The sequence below is a fragment of the Shewanella sp. SR44-3 genome, from assembly GCF_014163735.1.
In the GTDB taxonomy this organism is placed as follows: Bacteria; Pseudomonadota; Gammaproteobacteria; order Enterobacterales; family Shewanellaceae; genus Shewanella.
On record NZ_JACJDV010000016.1, the window covers coordinates 21,463 to 44,124 of the forward strand.

The window sequence follows — 22,662 nt, forward strand, 5'->3', positions numbered from 1 at the left end:
AATTTATTGTTAGTTCAAATTAGAACTGCGCAACAAATGGTTCAGAGCATAGGTTACCTGATGCTTCACACACTTGATAAGTCACTGATGTGCTTGTCGCTGTGAAACGATCACGGTAGTTACCATCGTTATCAGTGGTTGCCACCATCTCACCATCGCGCATTATGTTCACAGTTTCACCCATGGCGTCATCCCAGTTAAGGTCAACCATTGCACTACCACGGCGTGATAAACGGGTACGTGTTACACCTGCGCTAATGCTGCGCTCGAAGACTTCAACATCCATTGAAGAAGTGTCCATCAAGCCTTCGCTATCGGTTACCATTAACGATACTGTATACACACCAGCGGCTGCATAAGCGTGTGTTGGGCTCATTTCGGTTGACGTTGCATCATCACCAAAGCTCCAGCTGTAGCTGACAATATCATCGTTAATATCTGAGCTTGTGTTAGTAAAGCTTGCCATTAAGCCTTCGACTGCATAGTCAAACCCAGCAACAGGTGCTACAGGTGATACATCACCAAGGCCGCTAATAACGATACCCCAGTTATTAAGCGTACCCGCGTCTGAGGCAACGTTATCATCAATAGATAATGTCCAAGTGCCGGTCGCCATTTCACCGTTAAAGGCGCTTAAATCCCAAGATTTAACTATGTTATCTGCACCGCCGCCATCACGGTTATGCAATACAGCCGCTGTGCCCGACGGAGAGGTAAGCGTCACTTTAAGATCGCCAATCCAAGTGTGGCTAATATCCACATCGGCAGTTAAACCAAACACCTGCAAGGTATCACTCACTTCAATAGTGCTAGTGATCCCCGCTGGATTGTTATCAGGAATCGCCACTTGAGTGTCGTTACCATAAGGGAAATCGTTTAGCCCCGCAGGATACACAGACAATGAAACCACTTTAGATTTAACCGTTGCGCCGTCATCACCCGTTACTGTAATGGCATAATCACCCCAAGCGGCGCCAGATTCTGTAGCGACATTTAAAGTAAAGCTATCACCAGCACCTGCTGTTGCCGTTGATAAGCTAACGCCGTTAAGCGCAGGCTGAACATCTACGCTTAATGCAACATTACCGTTCCAACCAGCCACACTGCCAACACCAAAGTCATAGCTTACAGCGCTGCCCGCTTCAACACTTTGTGATGTAGGAGTCGCGGTGAAACGGTAACCTGGCGATGGATTAGCTTGCTCAAGAGCCGTTAGCACGTTTAAGCGCTTAGCCGACACCATTTTCCCGACTAATGCTGCATTATCATCGCCAGATGCCATTAATAGCTCTTTCATTTCAACTGGCGTTAAGTCTGGATTCAAAGACCACACTAGAGCTGCCGCGCCTGCAACATGGGGCGTTGCCATCGAAGTGCCTGAATAGGTGCTGTAGTTATTACCCGGTGTAGTAGACAAAATCGCCGAGCCTGGCGCCGCCATATCTACCGTTGTCAAACCATAACTTGAAGCGCCTGAAGTAAAGATAGACAGGGCGTCATTTCTATCGGTTGATGCGATAGAAAACACCACATCAGAATCATAATTTGATGGGTAATGCGGGCTTACATCATTATCCACACCATCATTACCGGCTGCAGCCACGAATAAAATTCCAGCTTCACCAGCTGTATCGATTGAATCTTTAAGCGCTTGGCTAAAACCACCGCCACCCCAAGAGTTGTTGGTGGCTTTAATATCAACCCCATGGTTAGTCTTAAGGTTGGTCATGTAATCAATACATGAAATCGCGCCAGCGGTTGAACCTGTGCCATCTGGGCCTAAGAATTGACAACCTATAATACTCACATCCCAGTTAACACCAGCAACACCAACACCATTATTACCTTTAGCGCCTATGGTACCCGACACATGGCTACCATGACCTTGGCCATCCATAGGATCGCCATTATTGTTAAAGGAACTGAAACCATGAATATCATCAATAACGCCGTTACCATCGTTATCTATGCCATCGCCAGCAATTTCACCAGGGTTAGTCCACATGTTCGCTTGTAGATCTGGGTGATTATAGTCAACACCCGTATCTATGACGCCGATAATAACGTCACTGCTACCTGTGGTGATATCCCATGCTTCAATCGCATCGATATCAGCATCAACAGTGCCGCCATTTTGGCCTGTGTTGTTCATGCCCCAAAGGCTAACAAAGTTAGTGTCATCAGGCACACCAATGGCTCTAACTATGTAGTTTGGTTCAGCATATTTTACTGCTGGATGCTTGCTTATCATCTTGATCGCAGCCTGAATGTCTGCGCCTTTTCTTAGGGAGATTTGCGCAAGCTTGCCCCCCATAAGATGCTTAAATTGATCATCGACACCGTCACGGTTTACGTCCCGTAAAGTACCGCCAACAATGCGCTGCGCTGATGAGCGCTCATAATTGGTCACATTATCTTTGTAGACAACTAAAATGCTGTCTTTTGCATAAGTTACAGCAGGTTTCGCCATAACTGGCGACACTGTTAATGCCATAGCACCGGCTATGGCCATTGCTACTGGAGTCTTTTTATTCAACATATACTGGCTTCCTATCGTCCTTTTTATTTCCAGAACCGGCACTACAACAGTCACTTCGCGAGCCTATTGCTATCGGCGAAATCATCATAAATCCGGCATTTTTTTACCTTTGAATTGTTGTCACAATGTTAAAGACAAAGGAAGCCTGCTTAGTTCAATTACAACTTAACTACTAGTCCCATTAGTCTATTAAAATCATAATCCATCAATAGCATGAAAATAAAACACCTTTAATAACAGATGATTACCATTGTTTTAAATAAAGTTTAAAACAATATCTTTATATCGACAAATAGCCATAGGTGTAATTGCGTCATCAGTCGACAACACGTAACTTGAGCGCTGAACTTGATTCATAAAAATAACCATTGGTTATTTAAACCAATGCAAAGGAGTGTTCAGTGCCAAGACAGATAATATGCTTTTTGGTCACTTGTCTCTTGCTGTGTAGCTTCACGCTTACTGCTGATGAATCAACAATTACAACCAGCGTTAATGAATTACCTATTACTTTGCAAGGACTGCTTGAAAGCAATGGAAGAGATAATGTCGTTAATCTCTTCCAGCAAGGCAGCTTCAATCAGGCCTCAATAAGTCAAATAGGCATAGCTAACAATGCTTATTTAATTCAGCAAGGTGAAGATAACCAAGCAAGCGTTAACCAAGTTGGCAGTAATAATGAACTGGAGCTGTTACAGCAAGGTAATTACAACCGCGCAGATGTTACTCAAATTGGTAATGATAATTTAATTCAAATCAATCAATTGGGCCGCGCAAATTTCGCTATTGAGCAAATTGCTGATAATGCAGCAATCACAATAACTCAGTATTAAAAACTATACACAGGGAGCGTCAAATGAATTCGCATACTAAAAAAACCTTAATCGCATTAGCTATCGCAACGACTTTTAGTGCACAAGCCTATGCAGAAGGCACTCGCCATAAAGCGACAGTATCTCAAGATGGTGTTGAGCAAGTGGCAACTATCACTCAAACTGATGATCGCAACATCACTCGCGTAACCCAAGCTGGTAATAATCAAGACGCTACAGTAACTCAAAATGGTTACTGGAATGAGTCTTATGTGACCTCTACAGGTGATGACAACACAGTCAACACCAACCAAACTGAAGATTGGCAGGTATCAACTATTACTATCGAAGGTGATAGTAATACTGTGACATCTACTCAAGCTGGTTATTGGAATAAAAGCGTGAATGACATTACAGGTGATAACAATACTGTTGACATCACTCAAGCTGGCGACACTAATGAATCAAATGTTGAGCTAATTGGCGGCACTAACAGCACTAGCGTTGATCAAACGGGTAATGACAACTTCAGTGTGTTCCGCGTTCAAGGTAACGGCAATGATGGGATTATTTCTCAAGAAGGTAACAATAACCAAGCTGGTATGATTTCCCTTGATTTAACCCCAAATGTTGGTAACAACAATGACGTGGTGTTAGGTCAAGTCGGTGATAGCAACCTAGCAGGTGTGCGTGGCGTTGCTGGAGATGACAACACAATCGAAATCATGCAGGAAGGTAATAACAATACAGGTTTTGTTTACGCCTTAACGGGTAATGATAACGAGTTGAGCATAGATCAAGACGGCAACGATAACAATGTTGTGCTGCAGTTTGCATCTGGCGATGATAACAATGTCGATATTATGCAAAATGGCAATGGAAACATGGTCGGTGATACTAAAGTTGCTGTCATCAATGGTAACAATAACTCTATTGATATCGATCAAAAGGGTGATACTAACCTTGCCGAGTTTGAAGTGACAAGCAACGATAACGATGTCGATTTAGAGCAAGATGGCAATAACAACTACGCCGTCTTTGGTGCTTATACTGGTAACGATAACGACTTTGATTTGTCTTCTGATGGTGACGACAACAAAATCTCTGCCTTTGCTGTTGGTGAGGATAACGACATTGAAATCAGCCAAGAAGGCGATGTTAACTTTGCCTACGTGGAAACTGTGGGTAATGACAATGAAATCGATGTCACACAAGACGGTGCTGGTGAAAATGAAGCAACTGTTTCAGTAATAGGTAACAACAACACTGACCTAGTCGTTGCTCAAGATGGCGATTTGAACTTAGTGGATTTAATCATCACAGGTGACGAAAACTTTGCAGATATCGCGCAAACTGGTTCTGGTAACTGGGTTGGCGGCATAAGTGGCGCAACATCATTCACTGTAACAGGTAATGAAAATAGCCTAACAGTAGTGCAAAATGGCAGTGATAACTTAGTTGAAGGTATGCAGATGGGTAGCAACAACACCATAGCGGCAACTCAAGTGGGTGACTTTAACACAGCGACAATCGTACAAAACTAATATAACTGAAACTAAATATCACTCTTAGTTCATCGTTTATTCGTTCATTGGCCTCATAAAGGTCACAAAAAAGGAGCCGAAAGGCTCCTTTTTTATTCTATATTAATCACATTAATTATCTGGACAATGAAAGCAAAAAATTAATGTAATTAGCGTTAATCTACCTTAGATTGAAACTCAAAGTGAGCATGGTAAGTTTGTGCCCAGCGTAATAACTCCACTCGGTTACGGGATTGTGTTTTACGGAATACTGAAGATAAGTGAGCTTTTACTGTATGCTCACTAATACATAATCGATGAGCAATCTCTTTATTTCTTGCACCGCTAGAAACTAATTGAATAATCGTCCTTTCACGATTGGTGAGCATTTGCAGCATAGCGATTGTGTCAGCAGGAATATCATTATTAGCATCAAGCTTTTGTACTAGACGACGAAAAATTCTACTAATCAAAGGTCTGTCATACCAAAGTTCATTAGCGACCATTTTTCTTAAGCCCGTTAGCATTAAATCCATACGCTGATCGGCATATAACAGCCCACGAACCCCTAGAAGCAGGGCTGATTCTTGATCCAGTGAACCACGCTCAACTTGATACAAAGCCACAGGTACATGATTCACCAAACGTGAGACCAATAAAGGAATCCCCTTATTATCTAACGCCGCTCCTTTTTGGGCTATCATATAGAAACTATTAGTTTTTTTCTCTTGTTCTAACTCTGAAGCCTGCCTGACTATACGGGTTTTAATCCCGATAGATTCAGCTAGTATAGCCAAATGACAAGGCGCTGCCACTTGATGTAAAAACACTAATTCATCGATATTTGAACTCATGCATCACTCCCTAAACGCGTCCATTTTTAGCGGGTATTACTTAGGCATGGCCACCATAACACAGCTAAATCAAATACTGTAGTTAACATCCTAGTAACTTTGGTAGTGGATTCTGACTAGTTAATTAGGCAAATTAATCATCCAAAAGTATTAAAAACTGAGGTGGCAGTGTAAATAACCCAATTTCAATCGTAAATTGCGATTGAAAACTGAGTTGATAACCAACAAATCACGCTTCGAATTACATATCTTCGATTGTTCTAAAATTAGAATATTAACTTTAGACGTCCAGCGCTCTACAACTGCTAAAAAAAGTGCTACTTTGGTTCAAATTCAACATTTCATCTACAACAGAGCAAAAGAGGCAGACACACCATGGCGAAACACTCGCTTGACAAGGATAAAATCAAAATCCTGCTGTTGGAAGGCGTTCATCAAACAGCAATAGAAGTACTGACACGAGCGGGTTATACCAATATTGAATATCACAAAGCCTCATTAAGCGATCAAGCGTTAAAAGAAGCCATCAAAGATGCTCATTTTGTTGGTCTGCGTTCTCGCACTCAGATCACCGAATCCGTACTGCAACAGGCTGAAAAACTGGTGGCTATTGGCTGCTTCTGTATTGGTACTAATCAAGTCGATATCGATGCCGCAGAGAAACTCGGCATACCTGTCTTCAACGCTCCTTTCTCCAACACTCGCTCGGTTGCTGAACTGGTACTGGGTGAAATCATCATGCTGATGCGTGGCATTCCTCAACGCAATGCCCATGCCCACCGCGGCGGCTGGCTTAAAAGTGCCAATGGCAGTTTTGAAGTCAGAGGCAAGACCTTAGGCGTGATTGGTTATGGTCATATCGGTACTCAACTGGGTATTTTGGCTGAAACCTTAGGCATGCGAGTGGTATTTTTTGACATTGAGGACAAACTGCCACTGGGCAATGCTTCACAAATTCACTCGCTGGAAAACTTGTTGGCCCAAGCCGATGTCGTCACCTTGCATGTGCCTGAGACCCCGCAAACCAAAGACATGTTCGGCGCTCTAGAATTTGCCATGATGAAAGCGGGCTCCATCTTTATTAATGCATCAAGAGGAACAGTTGTCGATATCGACAGCCTAGCCCATGCCCTCACCTCAGAGCACCTTGCAGGGGCTGCCATAGACGTATTTCCTGTTGAGCCACAATCTAATGATGATGAATTCCAAAGCCCACTGCGCGGCCTAGATAATGTCATCCTCACGCCTCATATTGGCGGTAGCACGGCAGAAGCACAGGAAAACATTGGTATTGAAGTGGCCGGTAAGTTAGCCAAATATTCAGATAATGGCTCAACTGTGTCTGCGGTGAACTTCCCTGAAGTTTCTCTGCCACAGCACAAAGGCACCTCGCGACTACTGCATATTCACCATAACCGTCCAGGGGTGTTAATTAAGATTAACCAAGCATTCTCTGAAAAGGGCATCAACATTGCGGCTCAATATCTGCAAACAACCGCAGCCATTGGCTATGTGGTGATGGAAGTTGACTCAGATCAAGCAGAAGAAGCTTTAGTTGAGCTTAAGACAATTGAAGGCACCATTCGCACTCGCGTATTGTTCTAGTCTTTAGGGAAAAATGCTTAAGCGCGTCTACAAAAACGCCCTCATCAGTTGCTGATGAGGGCGTTTTTTTATTGATTAAACAAACTATCTGCTAGTCGCAAATAGGTTCTGGACGCTGCAAGTAAGGCGATAAAATCGGTAGCATGCCCTTAAATACTTGCAGAGGCAGCGCCGAGGTAAAACTAAAATCATCCGCTTGAGTCCCTGGCACAAACGCCGTTAAGGTACCAAAATAGTCATCACCAAGATAAAACACAAATGTTGCGGTTCGGTTCATCGCTGTAGTCGCCACTTTTTTACCAAAACGCATTTCGGTGACAATACGATTGTCCCCCGTGCCAGTCTTGCCTCCTATGGCTAAATCTAGACCTTGACCATCTTTAAAGCTGCCCTTTAATCGCCTTGCTGTACCCTGCTGCACCACATTAGCAAGCGCCGCTTTTAGGGTCTGTGCCACTTCTGGGCGCATAACATACTCAGCCTCTTTATTCTGATGGGCCAGCACCACTTCATAGGGCGTGGATTCAGCAAAATGCAGTTCATCAAGTTTCACTGTGGGTAAGCGGTAACCATTATTTTGAATAATCCCCATCAGCTCTGCCAAAGCCGCAGGCCTATCACCAGAGCTACCCAAAGCAGAACCTAATGAAGGCACTAAGTGAGCAAACGGATAGCCTAAGCGTACCCAGCGAGCGTGAATATTCAAAAAAGCTTCCACTTCCAGCATCACCTTAAGACGCACATCACGCGCATTTTTATGCCGAGTTCTAAATAACCAGCGATACACTTCTTGGCGCTTTGGCCGGCTGGCTTCTCGAACTTGAGCTTGAGTCGCTTCTGGATGCTCAATCAAATAGCTCAACACCCACATTTCTAATGGGTGCACTCGCGCAATATAGCCTTGATCTGAAAGGTTAAATTTATCTGGGCCGTATTTGTAATATAAACGTTCGATTTGACGATTATCCGCATGAAAATCCGGTAATCGTCGTTCTAAGAAACGCTTAAAACTCGCCACACTTTCATCTGGTAATAAGTAGCGGTAACTGGCAGCCAGCTTGTGATCAGCTTGACCTATTGAATTGAAAAATAACTCAAGACGCTGCGCCGTAGTCATGTTCTGGTACTTTTGATAAGAGCGAGACACAAAAATAGCCCCTTCACGATCGGCAAAGGCACGCAAATATTCTTCACGGCGCGGATCTTTATCATTGCGTAATAACTGGGCCAAACTGCCGTCATTATTATAACTACTGCTGTAATTCACTAAATCACGCATTAAACGCACAAAAGGTAAATTGACTGAATCTTGCAAGGCTTGGAACAGTGTTGGGTTACGTTTGTCTTCTTCTTTTCTAAAATTATTAAATACATGCAAACCACCGCCAGTAAAAAAGCGTTCATGTGGAGAGGCTGAGTATTTGCGTTGCAGCGCGGCATCTAACATCTGTTTTAAATTAGTATTGCGTGTCTGGATAAGGTAATCCACCACCCAGCGAGTGATATGATCTTTGGCTTCGATATCCACTCGATACAACTCAGACACTGATTTAGGTGCAAACTTTTGATGCAGCTCAGCCACGATTTCTAAGTAGGTCGCTAGCACCCGTAATTTAGCGGTTGAACCTAGCTCTAACTTACTGCCTTCGTTGATATCGAAAGGCTGATCTGTACTGTCAGTCTGGATCCTAACTTTGTTGGCGGTCGCGGTTTTTTGATACAAGGTAAAACTGTACAACACTTCTTCTAACTTATCGGCTTGCAGTAAACGCGCGCCCAATAAGCCGACGTCTCTTGCGGACTCGACCTGAGACAAGCTGCGTAAATACTCGCTAATCTGTCGCTGTAATTCCCCATGTAAACTGGTGCTGGCTTTTAAATCTAATCTGTCCAATTCATAGAGGTTCATTCCCAATAAACCCGCAGTGCGAATACGTACAGAATTAATGCCTTTATCGACATTGCTTTGGCCAAAGTCATGACTTTTAGTGGTATTAAATTCAAGCTTTTGCGCTAAGGTGGCGCTCATTAACGCTGGTTCAATTAAGTTAAACTTCTCCAATAAACGTAAATGACTGTCCACTAAGACTTCAAGATCGCCATGACCTTTGAGTAAATAATAAGAAGGTCGGCGCTGAGCTATCATCAGCGCCACAATTTGCCTGAACACTTGGCCACGTCTCACTGCATTTTCTGCCGTGTGTGGGCTTTTTAATAAAGTGTTAGCAAAATCAAAATCGGTTTTAAACCAAGCCCATAAGCCATCACCTATGCCATGAACTTCGCCATAATTTGGCGCAGAAGATAACGGCACTGTATTTAAATAGTCTTGCACTATGCGCTTTCTGGCAGGCTCGGTTTGCTCGCCTTGTTGATAAACTCGAATACTGGCAGAGCCTATCTGCAACAGCTTATCTTTAATGCTTAAGGTCAAACCATGGGCCGAATGCCTAAACTTTTCGATTTGAGTCGCCAGCGTACTGCCACCTGCGGTAGAAACATTAGCCCCTAACATCTCTGCAATTTGGCTAAAACCTGCCACCACAAAGCGCGGCCAATCCACCACAGGGTTAAGCTTGGCCTCTGTGGTCCACATTTCTCTATTTTCAATAAATAACAGCGTATTCACTATCTCTTTAGGAATAATGTCTCTGTCTTGGTAGGCTCGTTTTGGGTAGGCGAAGGAAAATAAATCCCGCCTGCCACAATCAAGTAAGCTTAAACCCGATTGGGCTTTTTCATGATACGGCGGAAAAAAACCTAAATTAGCGTATTGCTGCAGCCGCGGAGAAAAGGCGACTTGCTGAGTAATTTGAAAGTTACGCTCCGCTAAGCGAGCTAATTTTTCAGGCAACTGACTGTAGCCATGACGTTCATCGAAAGGGCCATAACTTGGGTAAACCACCGCAGTGGTTGCTTCTGGTAACAACTGATACGTTAAGGTCTTAGCGTATTGATGCAGAAACTTGGCTTGGTAATAAGAAGTTTTGACCTCAAACACTACAAGCCCAGCAATGGCGAGACACAAAATAAACAAGAGTAACCCAGTCTTACTTTTTCGTGGTTTGCGCTCTGCGGCCACTTTTTCCCCGCGGGGGCGATAATTATCGAACTGCATTTCAGGGCTTGACACAATCACTCCATCGAACAATCAAAAAATAGCGTAAGTTCATCGGATCTCAATGCACAATGCCGGATCCAAGATGCTAATTTTATCAGATGCTTGAATTAGTTAGATATAGCCCAAACAATTAAATCTTTCTTTTTACTTTGCCGATACAAATAAAGATTAAACAATATTATTTTCATGCACTTAGTCTCACATTGCCATGATAAAATAGCGTAGAATGCTCCTTAAGCACTGTAAAATGCGACTAACATGCGTTAACTCACTTTTGTCTATGCCCCAAAAGTGGCTAAACATTCATTTTTGTACAGTTCAGTTCGCTCGCCGAGAAAATAAAAAATATGTCTATCAATTAGTATGATCGATGAATTTGTCTACACTTAAGTCTCACAGCTTGTAGTGCACTCATTTTTATAAAAAACTTACGTACCAGTAAATGCGTTATTTAATAATTTCAACCACTCAGGTTCTACAAACCTTAACAATTTGTTCCTTACTTTAGCCTTACAGGATGTCCTGCTATGAAACGACTTATTCCATTGTTACTTTTACCTACTATGGCTGTCGCTGCCGATATCGATGTTGAACAGCGCATCAATAGGCTAGAACAAGAATTAATTGATCTTAAACAAGAACTAGCAAGCTCTAAAGCCAAACAAGCTGAAGAGAAGAAGCTCGAACAGCAAGTCAAAGCCGCTGAGCTAGAGGCTGAGCAAGACAGCAACGATGGCATTCGTGTTGGCGGTGCAGTGCGATTTCAGTATTCCTATGAGGACTACAACGAAGGCAATAGAGACAGAAACGGCGATGTTGATTTCGATGTGTTTCGTCTCGATCTCAACGGTGAAATCGGCGATGTCGTACTTTCAGCCCAATATCGTTGGTATCAATATATGAATGTAGTTCACCATGCTTGGGTGGGGTACAACTTAACCCCGACATGGCAAGTACAAGCCGGTGTAACTCAAGTGCCTTTTGGCAATCTCGACTATAACTCCCACAGCTTTTTCTTTTCCTCTAATTATTATGTTGGCTTAGAAGATGACTATGACGCTGGAGTGAGTTTTATTGGCAAATGGGATAATCACGATCTTCGCCTCGCTTATTTCATTACCGATGAAATGGGTAGTATCGACGGTTATGTGAGTAATCGCAGCGATCGTTACTCCTATGATGTGGTAGGAATTCGCCCAACAGGGGAAGGCATTTATGATGATATCAGTCAAGCCATTGCCGAGCACAATAGCCTTGCCGCTCGCTACAGCTATCAATGGGGCAATACTGAGCTTGGTGGCTCACTGCAATACGGTGACTTACGTGATGCCAGTAGCTCAGTCGGTACACGCCAGGCTTGGGCACTACACAGCAAAACCCAAATAGACAGATGGAACTTGCAACTGCAATACACAGGCTATGAATATGAGATGGACAATGCTGCGACAAGGCTTGCTGTTGGCGCTTATCATTTCTTCGATACAATCCCAAGTGAAGCTGAGTTAGTCAGTGCTAACCTTGCTTATCAATTACCGGTTAAATGGGGGCCAGTCACCAGCTTGACCTTCTATAACGATTACAGCCAGATGTTTAATAAATCAGGTGATTTAACGGAAGATACCGTAATGAATGTGCTAGGCGTCGCGGTTTCAGCTGGTGGGCTTTACACTTATATCGATTTAGTCAGCGCTAAAAACCACCCCTTTATTGGTGGCACCATGGCTGGCAATACAGATGATTGGAACTCTCGAGTTAACATTAACTTAGGCTATTATTTCTAACCCCACGGAAAATATATATTTATCGTGGGACACCATCTGGCAGGCTGCTGGCGACACGGCGACAAAGGATTAATCGTCATAACTTTTAAACTCTATCCTGGCGAGATATTTTCGCCCTGTAGTTATCAGCTTAGTCAGAGGGCAAAGCAATGAAAATAAGAAGTAAAATCCAGCTCAGTATATTATCTGCGTTAGTGATCCCTGCGCTGATTATTTCTATTGTGCTAAGTAGCAAACTTAAAGAGGAAGCCCACAAACAATTTGTGGATGTCTCAAGTCGTGAAATTCGCCAAATAGAAAATGGCATAGCTATTTTGTTTAAAGACATAGAGGATAATGTTCGTTTTCTTGCTAATCACCCAGTAGCCACAGGCAATAGCGCGGGGATGACATCTTATGCTGATGGTGCAGGAGGGGCTATGACCCCCTCACGTAATGGCGGCAATGAAGCACAAATGTATCAGTTATTTGATATGTTCGCCAAGAGCCATGAAGGCCTAGCCTATATTTACTATGCCAATCAAGATGGCGGCTATGTGCAATGGCCTGAGGGTAGTATATCTGCAAACTATGATCCCCGTACTCGCCCCTTTTATCAACATGCCATGGACAATGATGGCATCACCCGCACCAGCGCCTATTTCTATGCCACAGACAACGCCACTATAATTAGCACTGTCACTCAGGTAAAAGATCCCAACGGTAATAAAATTGGCGTTCAGGGAATGGACATGAGTCTTAAAGGCTTAACTGAGTACATTAAGCAAATACGTCTCGGCGAGACAGGCTTCTTAATGCTGGCTGAAAGTGATGGCACCTTACTTGTCGACTCTCGTCGCCCGGACAACAATTTTAAAAAACTCAGTGATATCCAAGAAAGTGCCTACCAGCAATTAGCCAAACTCGATCAAGGCCAGACAAGCGTAGAGCTCGATGGCAAGATGTACCGCGTCAACGTGATTACCTCCAGTAAATTTGGCTGGAAGTTTATCGGACTGGTGACCATGGATGAAATACTGTCAACGGCACATTTTCTTATCTACCTTATGCTCGTCATCGAAGCCATCATGCTGGTTATCTTCATCGCCTTATCTTTTTGGGTATCAAACCTTATTACACGCCCCATAGACGATGTAAAAGATATGCTTAAAGAAGTGGCCTCCGGTGACGGTGACCTCACCTGTCACATAGTCTCCCGCAGTAAAAATGATGAAACTGCCGAACTTGCTTCTGCTTTTAATCTCTTTGTCGGGAAAATTCGTGAGTTGATAATCCAGGTCGTAGACAATGCTAAACACGTCACTATTATGGCCAACGAAGTAGCAAGTGCCAGCGATAACCTGTCAGTGGTCACAGGTGAGCAAAACTCGCAATCTCAATCTATCGCTGCAGCATTAAATGAAATATCACTCACCTCTGGGCAAATTGCGCAAACCATTAGCGGGGCCGATGAACTCTCCAAACAGTCTAAGCTAGAGGTCGATGAAGGCAGTGGTGTCATTAGTGATGTCATTAAGCGCATGAGCCGGGTAGCCACAGACATGGGTGGGCTGACAAGCACCTTGGAGGATCTCAATAAATCATCGGATGAAATCAATGAAATCATTAGTCTTATCACTGACATTGCTAATATGACCAACTTGTTAGCCCTTAACGCTGCCATTGAATCAGCCCGTGCTGGTGAAGCCGGGCGTGGCTTTGCCGTTGTTGCCGATGAAGTACGCACCCTGTCAGTACGGACCTCTAAGGCTGCCACTCAAGTGTCTGAACTCATTAAAGCATTACAGCTTCAATCTAATGCCTCTTGTGGTCAAATCGAAACCCTCAACCAAGAAATTAATGCCAGCGTCGAGCATGGCGCTCAATCATTACAGATCTTAGAAAAAATCACCTTATCCAGTGAGAAAATCTCACAAGAAACCGCCCATGTCGCTCACTCCATGGGAGAGGAAAGTAATGCTATCGAAGAAATTAATCAAAATATTCAAAATATGGCTCTGGCTATCAATGAATCCACTGAAGATATTGCTCGATTAAAATCTGTATCCCAACAACTGGGAAAACAAGCTGAAGAACTACAAAGTTCGGTCGGCAGATTCAAAACTTAATCGCCTATACAGCGAGCACTCCTCATATTCTAAGTAGGAGTGCTCCTGATTCTCCCGCCACATCATCAAACCTTCATAGCAAGTTCAGTGGGCAAGTAAAAAATAATAGAGTTAAATCTTATACCATTAATCCTGTAGACAACTTGCTTATTGGCCTCCATAGAGATATGTTTTAATTATAAATTATTTATTTTACTCGCTCACATTTGCAAGCTAATTTCCCAGTGAGCTTTGATGCTTAAGCCTAGTCAGTCAGCCTTCCAAGTGATGATTTAGGCCCTTTTGAGGTAAGCCTATGACCATAGAACGCCTAACTGCCCAACAAGTTTACGCCAACGCCAACCTGACCCATCTCGATGCTAATGTACGCACCACCAAGCAGCTTACGCCTTTAGATGAAATCGTCGGTCAAGAAAGAGCCCAGCAGGCCGTCGAGTTCGCCATGTCCATTAAAGACAAGGGCTATAACATCTATGCCGTCGGTCGCAATGGCTTAGGCAAGCGCACTATGATGCAAAGGTACCTCAACCGCCACCAGCCAATAAAAGGTCAGCAAACTTTTGATTGGTGTTACGTGGCTAATTTTGATGATGCCCGCAGTCCAAATGTGCTTAAGCTCCCCGCGGGCAGTGCCGTTGAGCTTAAAAAAGCTATTGATAAAACGTTACTTACACTGATGAAAGCCTTGCCGCAGGCATTTGACACCGAAATTTATTACACCCGCTCTGAAAAACTTAAAAATCAACTACTTAAAAAACAAGAGACCGCGTTATTAAGCCTGACCAAGGAAGCAAAAAAACAAGGCGTTATTTTAAGTATTTCCACCGAAGGTGATTATCAGCTATTTGCTCTAAATGGTGACGAACCCCATGATGAGGCTTCATTTAATCTACTTAGCGAGCAAGAAAAAAGTGCCTTTGAAACCAGTATTTCCTCACTGGATATCAAATTAAGAATGATCCTGCGTAAACTGGCGCAATGGGAAGATGAATTTAGCGATAAGCAAGACAAACACAACGAGCAAGTTGCCAATAAGGTATTAGCTAAGGCATTTGATCCTTTAAAAGAGACCTTTCGCCAACTGCCGCAAATCAAAGCTCATCTGAATGCCATGCATAAAGATATGCTTGATAACATAGATATTTTTATGGAGGAAAGTGAGGAGTTAGTTGGTCTTGCCTATGCTTCTTTAGATAAAAAATTGCCGCGCCGCTATCAAGTCAATGTTTTGGTCAGCCAAAGTGAACAGCCCTTCCCCATAGTGGTGGAAGAAAGCCCTAATTATCACACCATTTTTGGCTACATAGAAAACGCCACCTACAAAGGCACAGTGTTTACCGACTTCTCCCTTATCCGCTCTGGCAGCTTGCACAAAGCCAATGGCGGCGTGTTAATGATAGATGCCGTCAAGGTGCTCGAGCGCCCCTATGTGTGGGACGGTCTTAAACGGGCGCTGCGTTCACGCAAACTCAACCTAAGCTCATTGGAGCGTGAATTAACCCTGTCTGGCACTATCTCGCTAGAACCTGAGCCCATTCCACTGAATGTCAAAATCATCTTGTTTGGCGACTATCAGACTTACCAATTATTGCAAAACTATGATGCTGAATTTAGTGAGCTTTTCAGAGTTACCGCCGACTTTGAAGATGAAATGCCCCGCACAGATAGCTCAGAGGAAAACTATGCCAGATTCATTGCCAGCATAGTTCATGACAACCACATGTTGCCCTGCGATAAGACCGCCATCGGCAGAATTATCGAATACAGCGCTCGTCAGGCTGGGGATCAAAATAAGCTGTCACTGCATTCAGCCGATATCGCAAACTTACTGCGTGAGACCAACTATTGTGCTCGTCAAGCCAATGCTCGCAGCATTCGCAAGCAGCATGTGGAACAAGCGCTATTCAAGCAAGAGCAGCGAGTCAGCCGCCTTCGAGACAGCATGATGCAAGATTTTGCCAACGGCACCATGTTGCTGCAGACCCAAGGCGAGGCCATAGGCCAGATCAATGCGTTGTCCGTATTAAGCACCACAGATCATAGCTTTGGGATCCCAACTCGGATCACCGCCACCACAGCAAAAGGCAAAGGTGAAATTTTTGATATTGAGCACCAAGCTAAGCTTGGAGGCAAAATCCACTCCAAAGGGGTGATGATCCTAAGCGCTTATTTGAAATCCATCTTCGCCAAAGAGAACATACTGCCCTTCTGTACTCACTTAACCTTTGAGCAGTCTTACAGCGGTGTTGATGGCGATAGCGCCTCCATGGCAGAGCTATGCGCTATCGTCTCGGCATTCTCACAACAGCCACTTAGGCAAGATATCGCCATTACAGGCTCGATGAATCAATTCGGTGAAGCTCAGCCTATAGGTGGCGTGAATGAGAAAATTGAAGGCTTTTTCGATGTATGTAGCATTAAAGGCCGCAGCCAATATCAGGGCGTTATCATACCTAAAAGCAACGCCCATCATTTGATGTTAAGGCAAGATATTGTCGAGGCCATTGCTCAAGGGAATTTTCATATTTGGACCATTAGTCACGTAACCCATGCGTTACAGATTTTGACCGCTAAAGCAGGTGAAGAGGCGCTACACAGTCAAGATAACCCGGTTATAAAGCATGCCCAACAGCAACTCAGCTTGCTATTAAAGGCTGATAGCAAAAGGGGCAAAACCACTGACTAACGATATTAGCCCGAGGCAGAAGGCAAGCCAGCATTAAGAATGGCACTTGAACAAGCAGCTTAAGTGCCCTGATATCTAGACGATAAAAGATAGCTATCGGGCAAGCTTGCTAAGTAAATGACATTTTACCGCAGGCCACTCGCTAGCGATAATGGAGTACACCACAGTATCGCGATATGAGCCGTCAGGCATGATCTGGTGCTGCCTTAAAATACCGTCTTGCTTAGCCCCAAGCCGCTCTATGGCGGTACGTGATGCCTGATTAAAAAAGTGGGTTCTAAATTCTACCGCTATGGCGTGCTGAGTTTCAAAAACATACTTTAGTAATAACAACTTACACTCAGTATTAATGCCAGTTCGCCGCGCGGATGCCGCGTACCAGGTATAACCTAGCATTAAGCGACGATTAGTAGAGTCGACATTATAAAGCCGTGTGGTGCCTATAATTTGCCCCGTCTGTTTTACCCGTACCGCAAACGCTATGTCTCCTTGCTTTGCGGCTTTCATCGCTGTTTGCACGTAATCGGCCATTTTGTCAGGGCTTGGCACATTGGCAAACCAGAGCCTCCAGCCTTCACCATCCATAACGGCTTCACTCAAAGCGGGCACATGATCCAGAGAAAGCGGCTCTAATACCACCAAATTACCGATTAAGGTACAAGCTTTCATCCACATTATTTCATCCTCATTAGTTGGCGTATTGCAGGCTCTGCGTACAATTTCAATCAGCTTGGGCTGCAGTTATCGTTATCAATAACCTCAACTCGGGCTAAGAGATAGATAAACAGTAGTGAATGATCAAAAATGCAATATCTTACATTCAAACTTGAACGTTGCGCTGAAAACAAGACGAATTTGCGCGTCAATAGCGAGTCTATTGTAAGTCCTCTTGTGTAAAGGAATGACGCAACTAGCGATGCAAAACTCTGTTTTATATGTATTTATTATCAATAGCTGAGGTTATCAATACTCATAGGGAGTGAATTGGAAGCAATACTTGAACCTTTAATCCTGATGTATTGAGCCGGTTTATTAAGCTCAATACGCCCATATGGGCTTGTACCGCTTTATTGGCAATGCTTAGCCAAATAATCATCGGCGCCTATCTCTAGGCCAATAATTCTGTCGATATCATCGCCTCTGGCTGTGAGCATGATTATCGGTATGGCATATTTTTCTCTAAACCTGCGACATAAGCTGTAGCCGTCTTCTCCTGGCAGCATTACATCTAAGATAAGCAAATCTATATCACCTTGCTTTAACAAGGTCTCTAAGTTCGAACCATCTTCAATACTGTGAGTGTGATAACCATTTTTACTTAGGTACTCTTCCAGTAACTCTCTGATCTCAGGATCGTCATCAACAATCAAAATACGTTTATTCATACTGGGTATATTCACCATTTATTATCCCGAGCTGAGATTACTTAGTCATACCAAGAAAACTGCAGCATTACCGCCTGAGATTACTGCTTGAAAATTAGTACTCAAAGCTATATCGCCTTCATCCTACCTTATATTCCAGCTGGTTTTATTTCGAAATGTATCAAGCTAATACATAAGGATGCAAAACACCCAATTTTTGACATCTACCACTTACAAACCACAGGCACATTAGCTATCAAGGACGCATCAATTGCAAGCGACCATGGATTAACCTCGCGAAAGCAAAGATGTACCGATAGCAAAGCAAGCACTAACCCTAAATATTATTACTTAAGAGGATTTATCCTAATGAATATAAAAAACCCCAAAGCACAGGAAGAAACTCTAATAAAAGATCAAAAACATGACAAATGTTGATTTATTTTAGTTGCTTATGAGTGGTAATCTAAGAGCCGTTTAACAAGGAAGAAGGCTAATAGTTTGAAAGGAAAGACATTAGTAGCAACGGCAGTGTTTTTACTGCTACTTTATTTAATGCTGTTTTTCGATCTGACTGGCACGGCGCACCCTGTGGTTCCTGGCAGCTACCAGGCGCAATTTACCTCACTGAAGCAGCAATTAAAAAATAACCACCATGACAATGCCATGGTGAAAATCAAGCAGCTACTTGCCCAAGGGTCACTTATTGGTAAACCTGGAAACTTATGGTTACTCGAACAAAAAGCAAGCATAGAAGAAAAGCGGCTGCATTTTCATTCTGCTAGAGAGTCTTATTATCAGGCATTAGCATTAAAACCAAAGCATAAAGTTAGACGCGATTACCAAAATAGAATCATCGGTTTAAATAATCATATCAATGCATCCCAACAAGAACGGGATCTTCGTAGCCACTACCGCGACTCCCGTGACAGTGGCATAGCTAAGCAATTGAAAAATAATATTACTATTGCTTATATTTATCTTGATGATGGCCGCTGGAGCCAGTGGTCTGGCAAGGCGAGAATGCAAAATCATACTAACTTAAAGCATGTCGTCAATTGGTACCAACAACAGGCATCAAATTACCAAATCACCGATCTTAATTTCGATATTCGCTACTTCTATATCAATAGCCCCAAAGGCTTGAGCCGCCAATGGCTATTAAGTAAAGACTTCTCTCGCTATGCTGACGACATGCTCGCTCAGCAATTAGGTTTTGCCAGTATTAAAGATTTTGTCACTAACCTGAGCCAAGGCCGTGCTGACTCACAAGTTGCGTTAGTCTTTCATACCAATGCCGAAGCACGATCTTTTGCCAGAACTTGCCCCGCTGGAAAACAATACCAGAGCTGCCAAATAGAATATGCGATGTTGACTAAAAAGATTGGCCCAACAAACCGGATTGATACCACGACTCAAACTCAATCCCATGAGATATTGCATCTGTTTGGCGCAGCTGATCTTTATAATATTCAAAATGCTAAGGACTTTGCGGTCACAGATATCATGAATTATTACAGCGCAGATCTTAAATATGCCAGTTTAGATCCCATCACAGCTTGGGCCATAGGCTGGAGTAAATTACCCACCACGCCTTTTGCAGTAGAAGACAAGATTACCCCCAAAATTGCCGTTAAATAGGAATAACATCAATGGAAATTACCTCTCTAGAACAAAACATAATCTTCATGCTGATAAATTTAGGTTATGCCGTTATTAGCTTATTTGTCAGTGTTGTGGCGCTGCTTATCATAGACAGATATATCTTTAGGAAGATTAATTTTATTGAAGAAATAAAAGCCGGCAATATCGCCGCCGCCATATTCCAATCCACGATTTTACTCTTCATCGGCATTGTCGTATCCGCCGCCATGACTTAGAAAAATAAGGGGCACGGCAATCGCCTTGCCCCTTAAGCACTGGCGTTTAAATACTGTTATTTAACTTGCTTAACATGCGTTAGCACTCTGGATTAACCACTAAAAGTGATAGCTCAATGCAAGCTTTACGTTGCGCCCAGGCAGGCTAGTATCTTCATCATCTGGCCACATGGAATAGGTCTCATCCAATAGGTTTTCAACCCCTGCTCTAAGCTCAAGGCTCGCGAGCCAAGGGGCTTGATATGTCAGATAAAGATTGTGAATTTGATAGCCTTTAGCGTCCATATCATTTTCAAGATACAGCTCAGGTAAGCGCTGCATGTCTTTGCCAAGGCTTGCCGTCCAAGACAAACGCAGCTCGTCGAACATTTGCCAGCTAACGCCTAAGTTTATCTTATCTTGAGGCGCGCGAGTGTATGGCTGACGCTCAGCTTCTATGGTGCCTAAGTAAAAGTTGGGGACACCCTCAACATCCATACGCACGCGGCTGTAGTTGGCAAATACATCCCAAGATGCATATTGATAAGTCATTTCAAACTCTATGCCTTTTGAGTAAAGCATGCCGATATTTTTGCTGGAATAATCCCTGTGGGTCGCTTCTGCAGGAGACGCTGCCACTTTTTGGCCATCAACCAATTTGTACATATAAGGCGCTGTATCTATGTAGTTTTCAACTTCAGTATCAAACCAGTTAAGCTTGACCAGCACTTGATCTGCAAAGGCTAAATCATTAAACACTAGCCCCATACCCACTTCAATATTACGGCTATTTTCAGGCTTTAGATCTGGCTGTGGTTCGCTGTAACAAGCCTTACTCGGTCGATGGCACACCCACTCATCTTTTTTGTATAACTCCCTTAGGTTCGCACCGCGAAAACTTTCGTTATAACGACTGTAAAGCCTTAACCAATCTGTCGGCCTAAGCGTCATACCTAAGTTTACCGACCATTGTTGATCACTGTTTTCACCAAATTCAGGGTAGTTGTCTGAACTATTGCTAAAGGCATCGAAACGCATACCAGCTTCAGTGCTTAACCAAGTGCTGTAATCAGCTTCATGGCTTAGGCCAGCTGCCAATGTGTCGCCTTGGCTAGTGCCATAATAAGTACTGCTGCGATCTGTTAAGCGATCCATTGCTTTATCATCAAACTCACTGCGTTCAATATTGGTAAACATCAAAGCTTGGCCACGAAAATCACCGCTGTCATGCGCAATACTATTGGTCAAAGAGAGACCAAAGCTGGTGTCTTTAAAGGTTGCTAAGCTACTAAACGGATATTCGCTGGGGCCTAAAACGATTTTACCTAGCTGATCGCGCTCTTTTTCGTAAGCTTGGTAATAAGCCTTGGCATTCAGATTAAGCCAAGGCGTGTCTCCTTGATATTGATAGCCAAAAGACTGGCTCAGGCGAGTCGCGGTTTCTGTTTCAGTTAACGCTTGCCCAAGCCAACGAGGATTATTACCAAAGGGTAATTCGCCGATTTCTGACTCAGTGTAAAACGTGTCTGAATCGAAGCGGCCTAAGCGGCTTTCCAAGTTAACTTTAAGACGTAAATCATCGCTTTGACCTTGGTTTGCTAACTTGTCTGCTTGACCTCGTAATGAGCCTTCAGCGTCCCTTGGGTTAACCTCTACATCTCCAAAGGTGCGTCTATTTGCATGCAAGACCACTGCTAAGGCTTCACTGGCATGATAAGCGCTCACACCTCCCCTGCGCATATCATCAGCATCTCCCATGCCAGCTCGCAGTAAAACACCAGAACCTGCATTGCCTGAGGTGTAATCCCACGCCCCTTTGGTGACCACTTTAATTTGCCCACCTATAGCGCCGCTACCGGTTGCCACGCCATCTGCACCTCGGGTTATTTCAACAGCCTTAACTATGCTTGGGTCTAGATCTAGCGGGCTGATATAACTGCTATTATTGCTGCCATCACTGTATTGCTTGTAGGTCACGCCATCCACTTGCAGGTTAATTCTTTCGTTGCCAAAACCACGAATGCTAATGTCGCCCATCAAGGGTCTGTCATTATCACTGACGCTGATACTCGGGGTTTGGATCAATACATCCGATAACTGGCTAGCTTGAGTATCTTGGATATATTTATCTGTCACTATGGTCATAGAACGGGGAACTTCTAAGGCTTTTTGCTGTAAGTTCAGCCTTGTGCCTATCACTTGAATGACTTCTAGATCGCTTGCATCTGCGGCTGTTTTAGGGCTATCTTGGCTAACATCAGTCGCAGCTTGTGCCACCTTGGGTGATGATTGCGCCGCAGATACCGGCAGAGCAACCCAAGGGATTAACGCCATAAAAGCTAAATAACCAGGTGAAACACTCATAATACTAAATCCTTTTAAGAGCTTGCTTGAAAAATCAGCGGCATTC

At 43.6% G+C, this 22,662-nt stretch carries 14 protein-coding genes; 8 read left to right on the top strand and 6 right to left on the bottom strand.

From position 1 onward, the window contains the following. Nucleotides 1-19: 19 nt before the first annotated feature. Nucleotides 20-2,539 (bottom strand): S8 family serine peptidase, encoded by a 2,520-nt coding sequence (locus H5073_RS10045; protein ID WP_182679418.1) that lies wholly within the window; start codon nucleotides 2,537-2,539, stop codon nucleotides 20-22. Between the two features lie 401 nt (nucleotides 2,540-2,940). Here H5073_RS10045 and H5073_RS10050 point away from each other — a divergent pair, with 401 nt between their 5' ends. Further along, the gene (locus H5073_RS10050) at nucleotides 2,941-3,372 is read left to right on the top strand and encodes a curlin (RefSeq protein WP_182679419.1); all 432 of its coding nucleotides are present in this window, start codon (nucleotides 2,941-2,943) and stop codon (nucleotides 3,370-3,372) included. Between the two features lie 23 nt (nucleotides 3,373-3,395). Beyond that, the gene (locus H5073_RS10055) at nucleotides 3,396-4,895 is read left to right on the top strand and encodes a curlin (protein ID WP_182679420.1); all 1,500 of its coding nucleotides are present in this window, start codon (nucleotides 3,396-3,398) and stop codon (nucleotides 4,893-4,895) included. Nucleotides 4,896-5,050: 155 nt separating this feature from the next. On the opposite strand, the gene H5073_RS10060 is transcribed toward H5073_RS10055, so the two are convergent. Next, nucleotides 5,051-5,728, bottom strand: a complete 678-nt coding sequence (locus H5073_RS10060) for a LuxR C-terminal-related transcriptional regulator (RefSeq protein ID WP_182679421.1) — start codon at nucleotides 5,726-5,728, stop codon at nucleotides 5,051-5,053. A gap of 375 nt (nucleotides 5,729-6,103) precedes the next feature. Between H5073_RS10060 and serA the strand changes: the two genes are divergently transcribed. After that, nucleotides 6,104-7,333, top strand: a complete 1,230-nt coding sequence (gene serA / locus H5073_RS10065) for a phosphoglycerate dehydrogenase (RefSeq protein WP_182679422.1) — start codon at nucleotides 6,104-6,106, stop codon at nucleotides 7,331-7,333. Between the two features lie 91 nt (nucleotides 7,334-7,424). On the opposite strand, the gene H5073_RS10070 is transcribed toward serA, so the two are convergent. Next, nucleotides 7,425-10,469: a transglycosylase domain-containing protein gene (locus H5073_RS10070; protein ID WP_182679476.1), complete on the bottom strand. Its 3,045-nt coding sequence runs from the start codon at nucleotides 10,467-10,469 to the stop codon at nucleotides 7,425-7,427. A 512-nt stretch (nucleotides 10,470-10,981) separates the two neighbouring features. On the opposite strand from H5073_RS10070, the gene H5073_RS10075 reads away from it, so the two are divergent. The 3 genes from H5073_RS10075 (at nucleotide 10,982) to H5073_RS10085 (ending at nucleotide 17,029) form a co-directional block, all read left to right on the top strand. Further along, entirely contained in the window at nucleotides 10,982-12,235 is a 1,254-nt protein-coding gene (locus H5073_RS10075; RefSeq protein ID WP_182679423.1) for a carbohydrate porin, read from the top strand. Between the two features lie 149 nt (nucleotides 12,236-12,384). Continuing rightward, a complete protein-coding gene (locus H5073_RS10080) occupies nucleotides 12,385-14,343 on the top strand; it encodes a methyl-accepting chemotaxis protein (protein WP_182679424.1) in 1,959 nt (652 codons plus the stop codon). Nucleotides 14,344-14,638: 295 nt separating this feature from the next. Further along, nucleotides 14,639-17,029: a Lon protease family protein gene (locus H5073_RS10085; protein ID WP_182679425.1), complete on the top strand. Its 2,391-nt coding sequence runs from the start codon at nucleotides 14,639-14,641 to the stop codon at nucleotides 17,027-17,029. 93 nt (nucleotides 17,030-17,122) lie between these two features. Here the strand turns inward: H5073_RS10085 and H5073_RS10090 are convergent, their stop codons facing one another. Both H5073_RS10090 and H5073_RS10095 read right to left on the bottom strand, forming a co-directional pair. Further along, a complete protein-coding gene (locus tag H5073_RS10090; protein ID WP_182679426.1) occupies nucleotides 17,123-17,704 on the bottom strand; it encodes a GNAT family N-acetyltransferase in 582 nt (193 codons plus the stop codon). A gap of 392 nt (nucleotides 17,705-18,096) precedes the next feature. Next, nucleotides 18,097-18,414, bottom strand: a complete 318-nt coding sequence (locus tag H5073_RS10095; protein ID WP_220488029.1) for a response regulator — start codon at nucleotides 18,412-18,414, stop codon at nucleotides 18,097-18,099. A gap of 480 nt (nucleotides 18,415-18,894) precedes the next feature. Between H5073_RS10095 and H5073_RS10100 the strand changes: the two genes are divergently transcribed. Together H5073_RS10100 and H5073_RS10105 are read left to right on the top strand one after the other, a co-directional pair. Beyond that, a complete protein-coding gene (locus H5073_RS10100; RefSeq protein ID WP_182679427.1) occupies nucleotides 18,895-20,034 on the top strand; it encodes a hypothetical protein in 1,140 nt (379 codons plus the stop codon). An 11-nt stretch (nucleotides 20,035-20,045) separates the two neighbouring features. Then, a complete protein-coding gene (locus tag H5073_RS10105; RefSeq protein WP_041405858.1) occupies nucleotides 20,046-20,273 on the top strand; it encodes a DUF350 domain-containing protein in 228 nt (75 codons plus the stop codon). 99 nt (nucleotides 20,274-20,372) lie between these two features. Here the strand turns inward: H5073_RS10105 and H5073_RS10110 are convergent, their stop codons facing one another. Then, the gene (locus H5073_RS10110) at nucleotides 20,373-22,616 is read right to left on the bottom strand and encodes a TonB-dependent receptor domain-containing protein (protein WP_182679428.1); all 2,244 of its coding nucleotides are present in this window, start codon (nucleotides 22,614-22,616) and stop codon (nucleotides 20,373-20,375) included. Between the last annotated feature and the right edge of the window lie 46 nt (nucleotides 22,617-22,662).

Coding starts and splice junctions, on each gene's coding strand:
- H5073_RS10090 (WP_182679426.1), bottom strand. CDS start 17,704: ATGTGGATGAAAGCTTGTACCTTAATCGGTAATTTGGTGGTATTAGAG.
- H5073_RS10095 (WP_220488029.1), bottom strand. CDS start 18,414: ATGAATAAACGTATTTTGATTGTTGATGACGATCCTGAGATCAGAGAG.
- H5073_RS10110 (WP_182679428.1), bottom strand. CDS start 22,616: ATGAGTGTTTCACCTGGTTATTTAGCTTTTATGGCGTTAATCCCTTGG.
- H5073_RS10085 (WP_182679425.1), top strand. CDS start 14,639: ATGACCATAGAACGCCTAACTGCCCAACAAGTTTACGCCAACGCCAAC.
- H5073_RS10045 (WP_182679418.1), bottom strand. CDS start 2,539: ATGTTGAATAAAAAGACTCCAGTAGCAATGGCCATAGCCGGTGCTATG.
- serA (WP_182679422.1), top strand. CDS start 6,104: ATGGCGAAACACTCGCTTGACAAGGATAAAATCAAAATCCTGCTGTTG.
- H5073_RS10060 (WP_182679421.1), bottom strand. CDS start 5,728: ATGAGTTCAAATATCGATGAATTAGTGTTTTTACATCAAGTGGCAGCG.
- H5073_RS10075 (WP_182679423.1), top strand. CDS start 10,982: ATGAAACGACTTATTCCATTGTTACTTTTACCTACTATGGCTGTCGCT.
- H5073_RS10105 (WP_041405858.1), top strand. CDS start 20,046: ATGGAAATTACCTCTCTAGAACAAAACATAATCTTCATGCTGATAAAT.
- H5073_RS10055 (WP_182679420.1), top strand. CDS start 3,396: ATGAATTCGCATACTAAAAAAACCTTAATCGCATTAGCTATCGCAACG.
- H5073_RS10080 (WP_182679424.1), top strand. CDS start 12,385: ATGAAAATAAGAAGTAAAATCCAGCTCAGTATATTATCTGCGTTAGTG.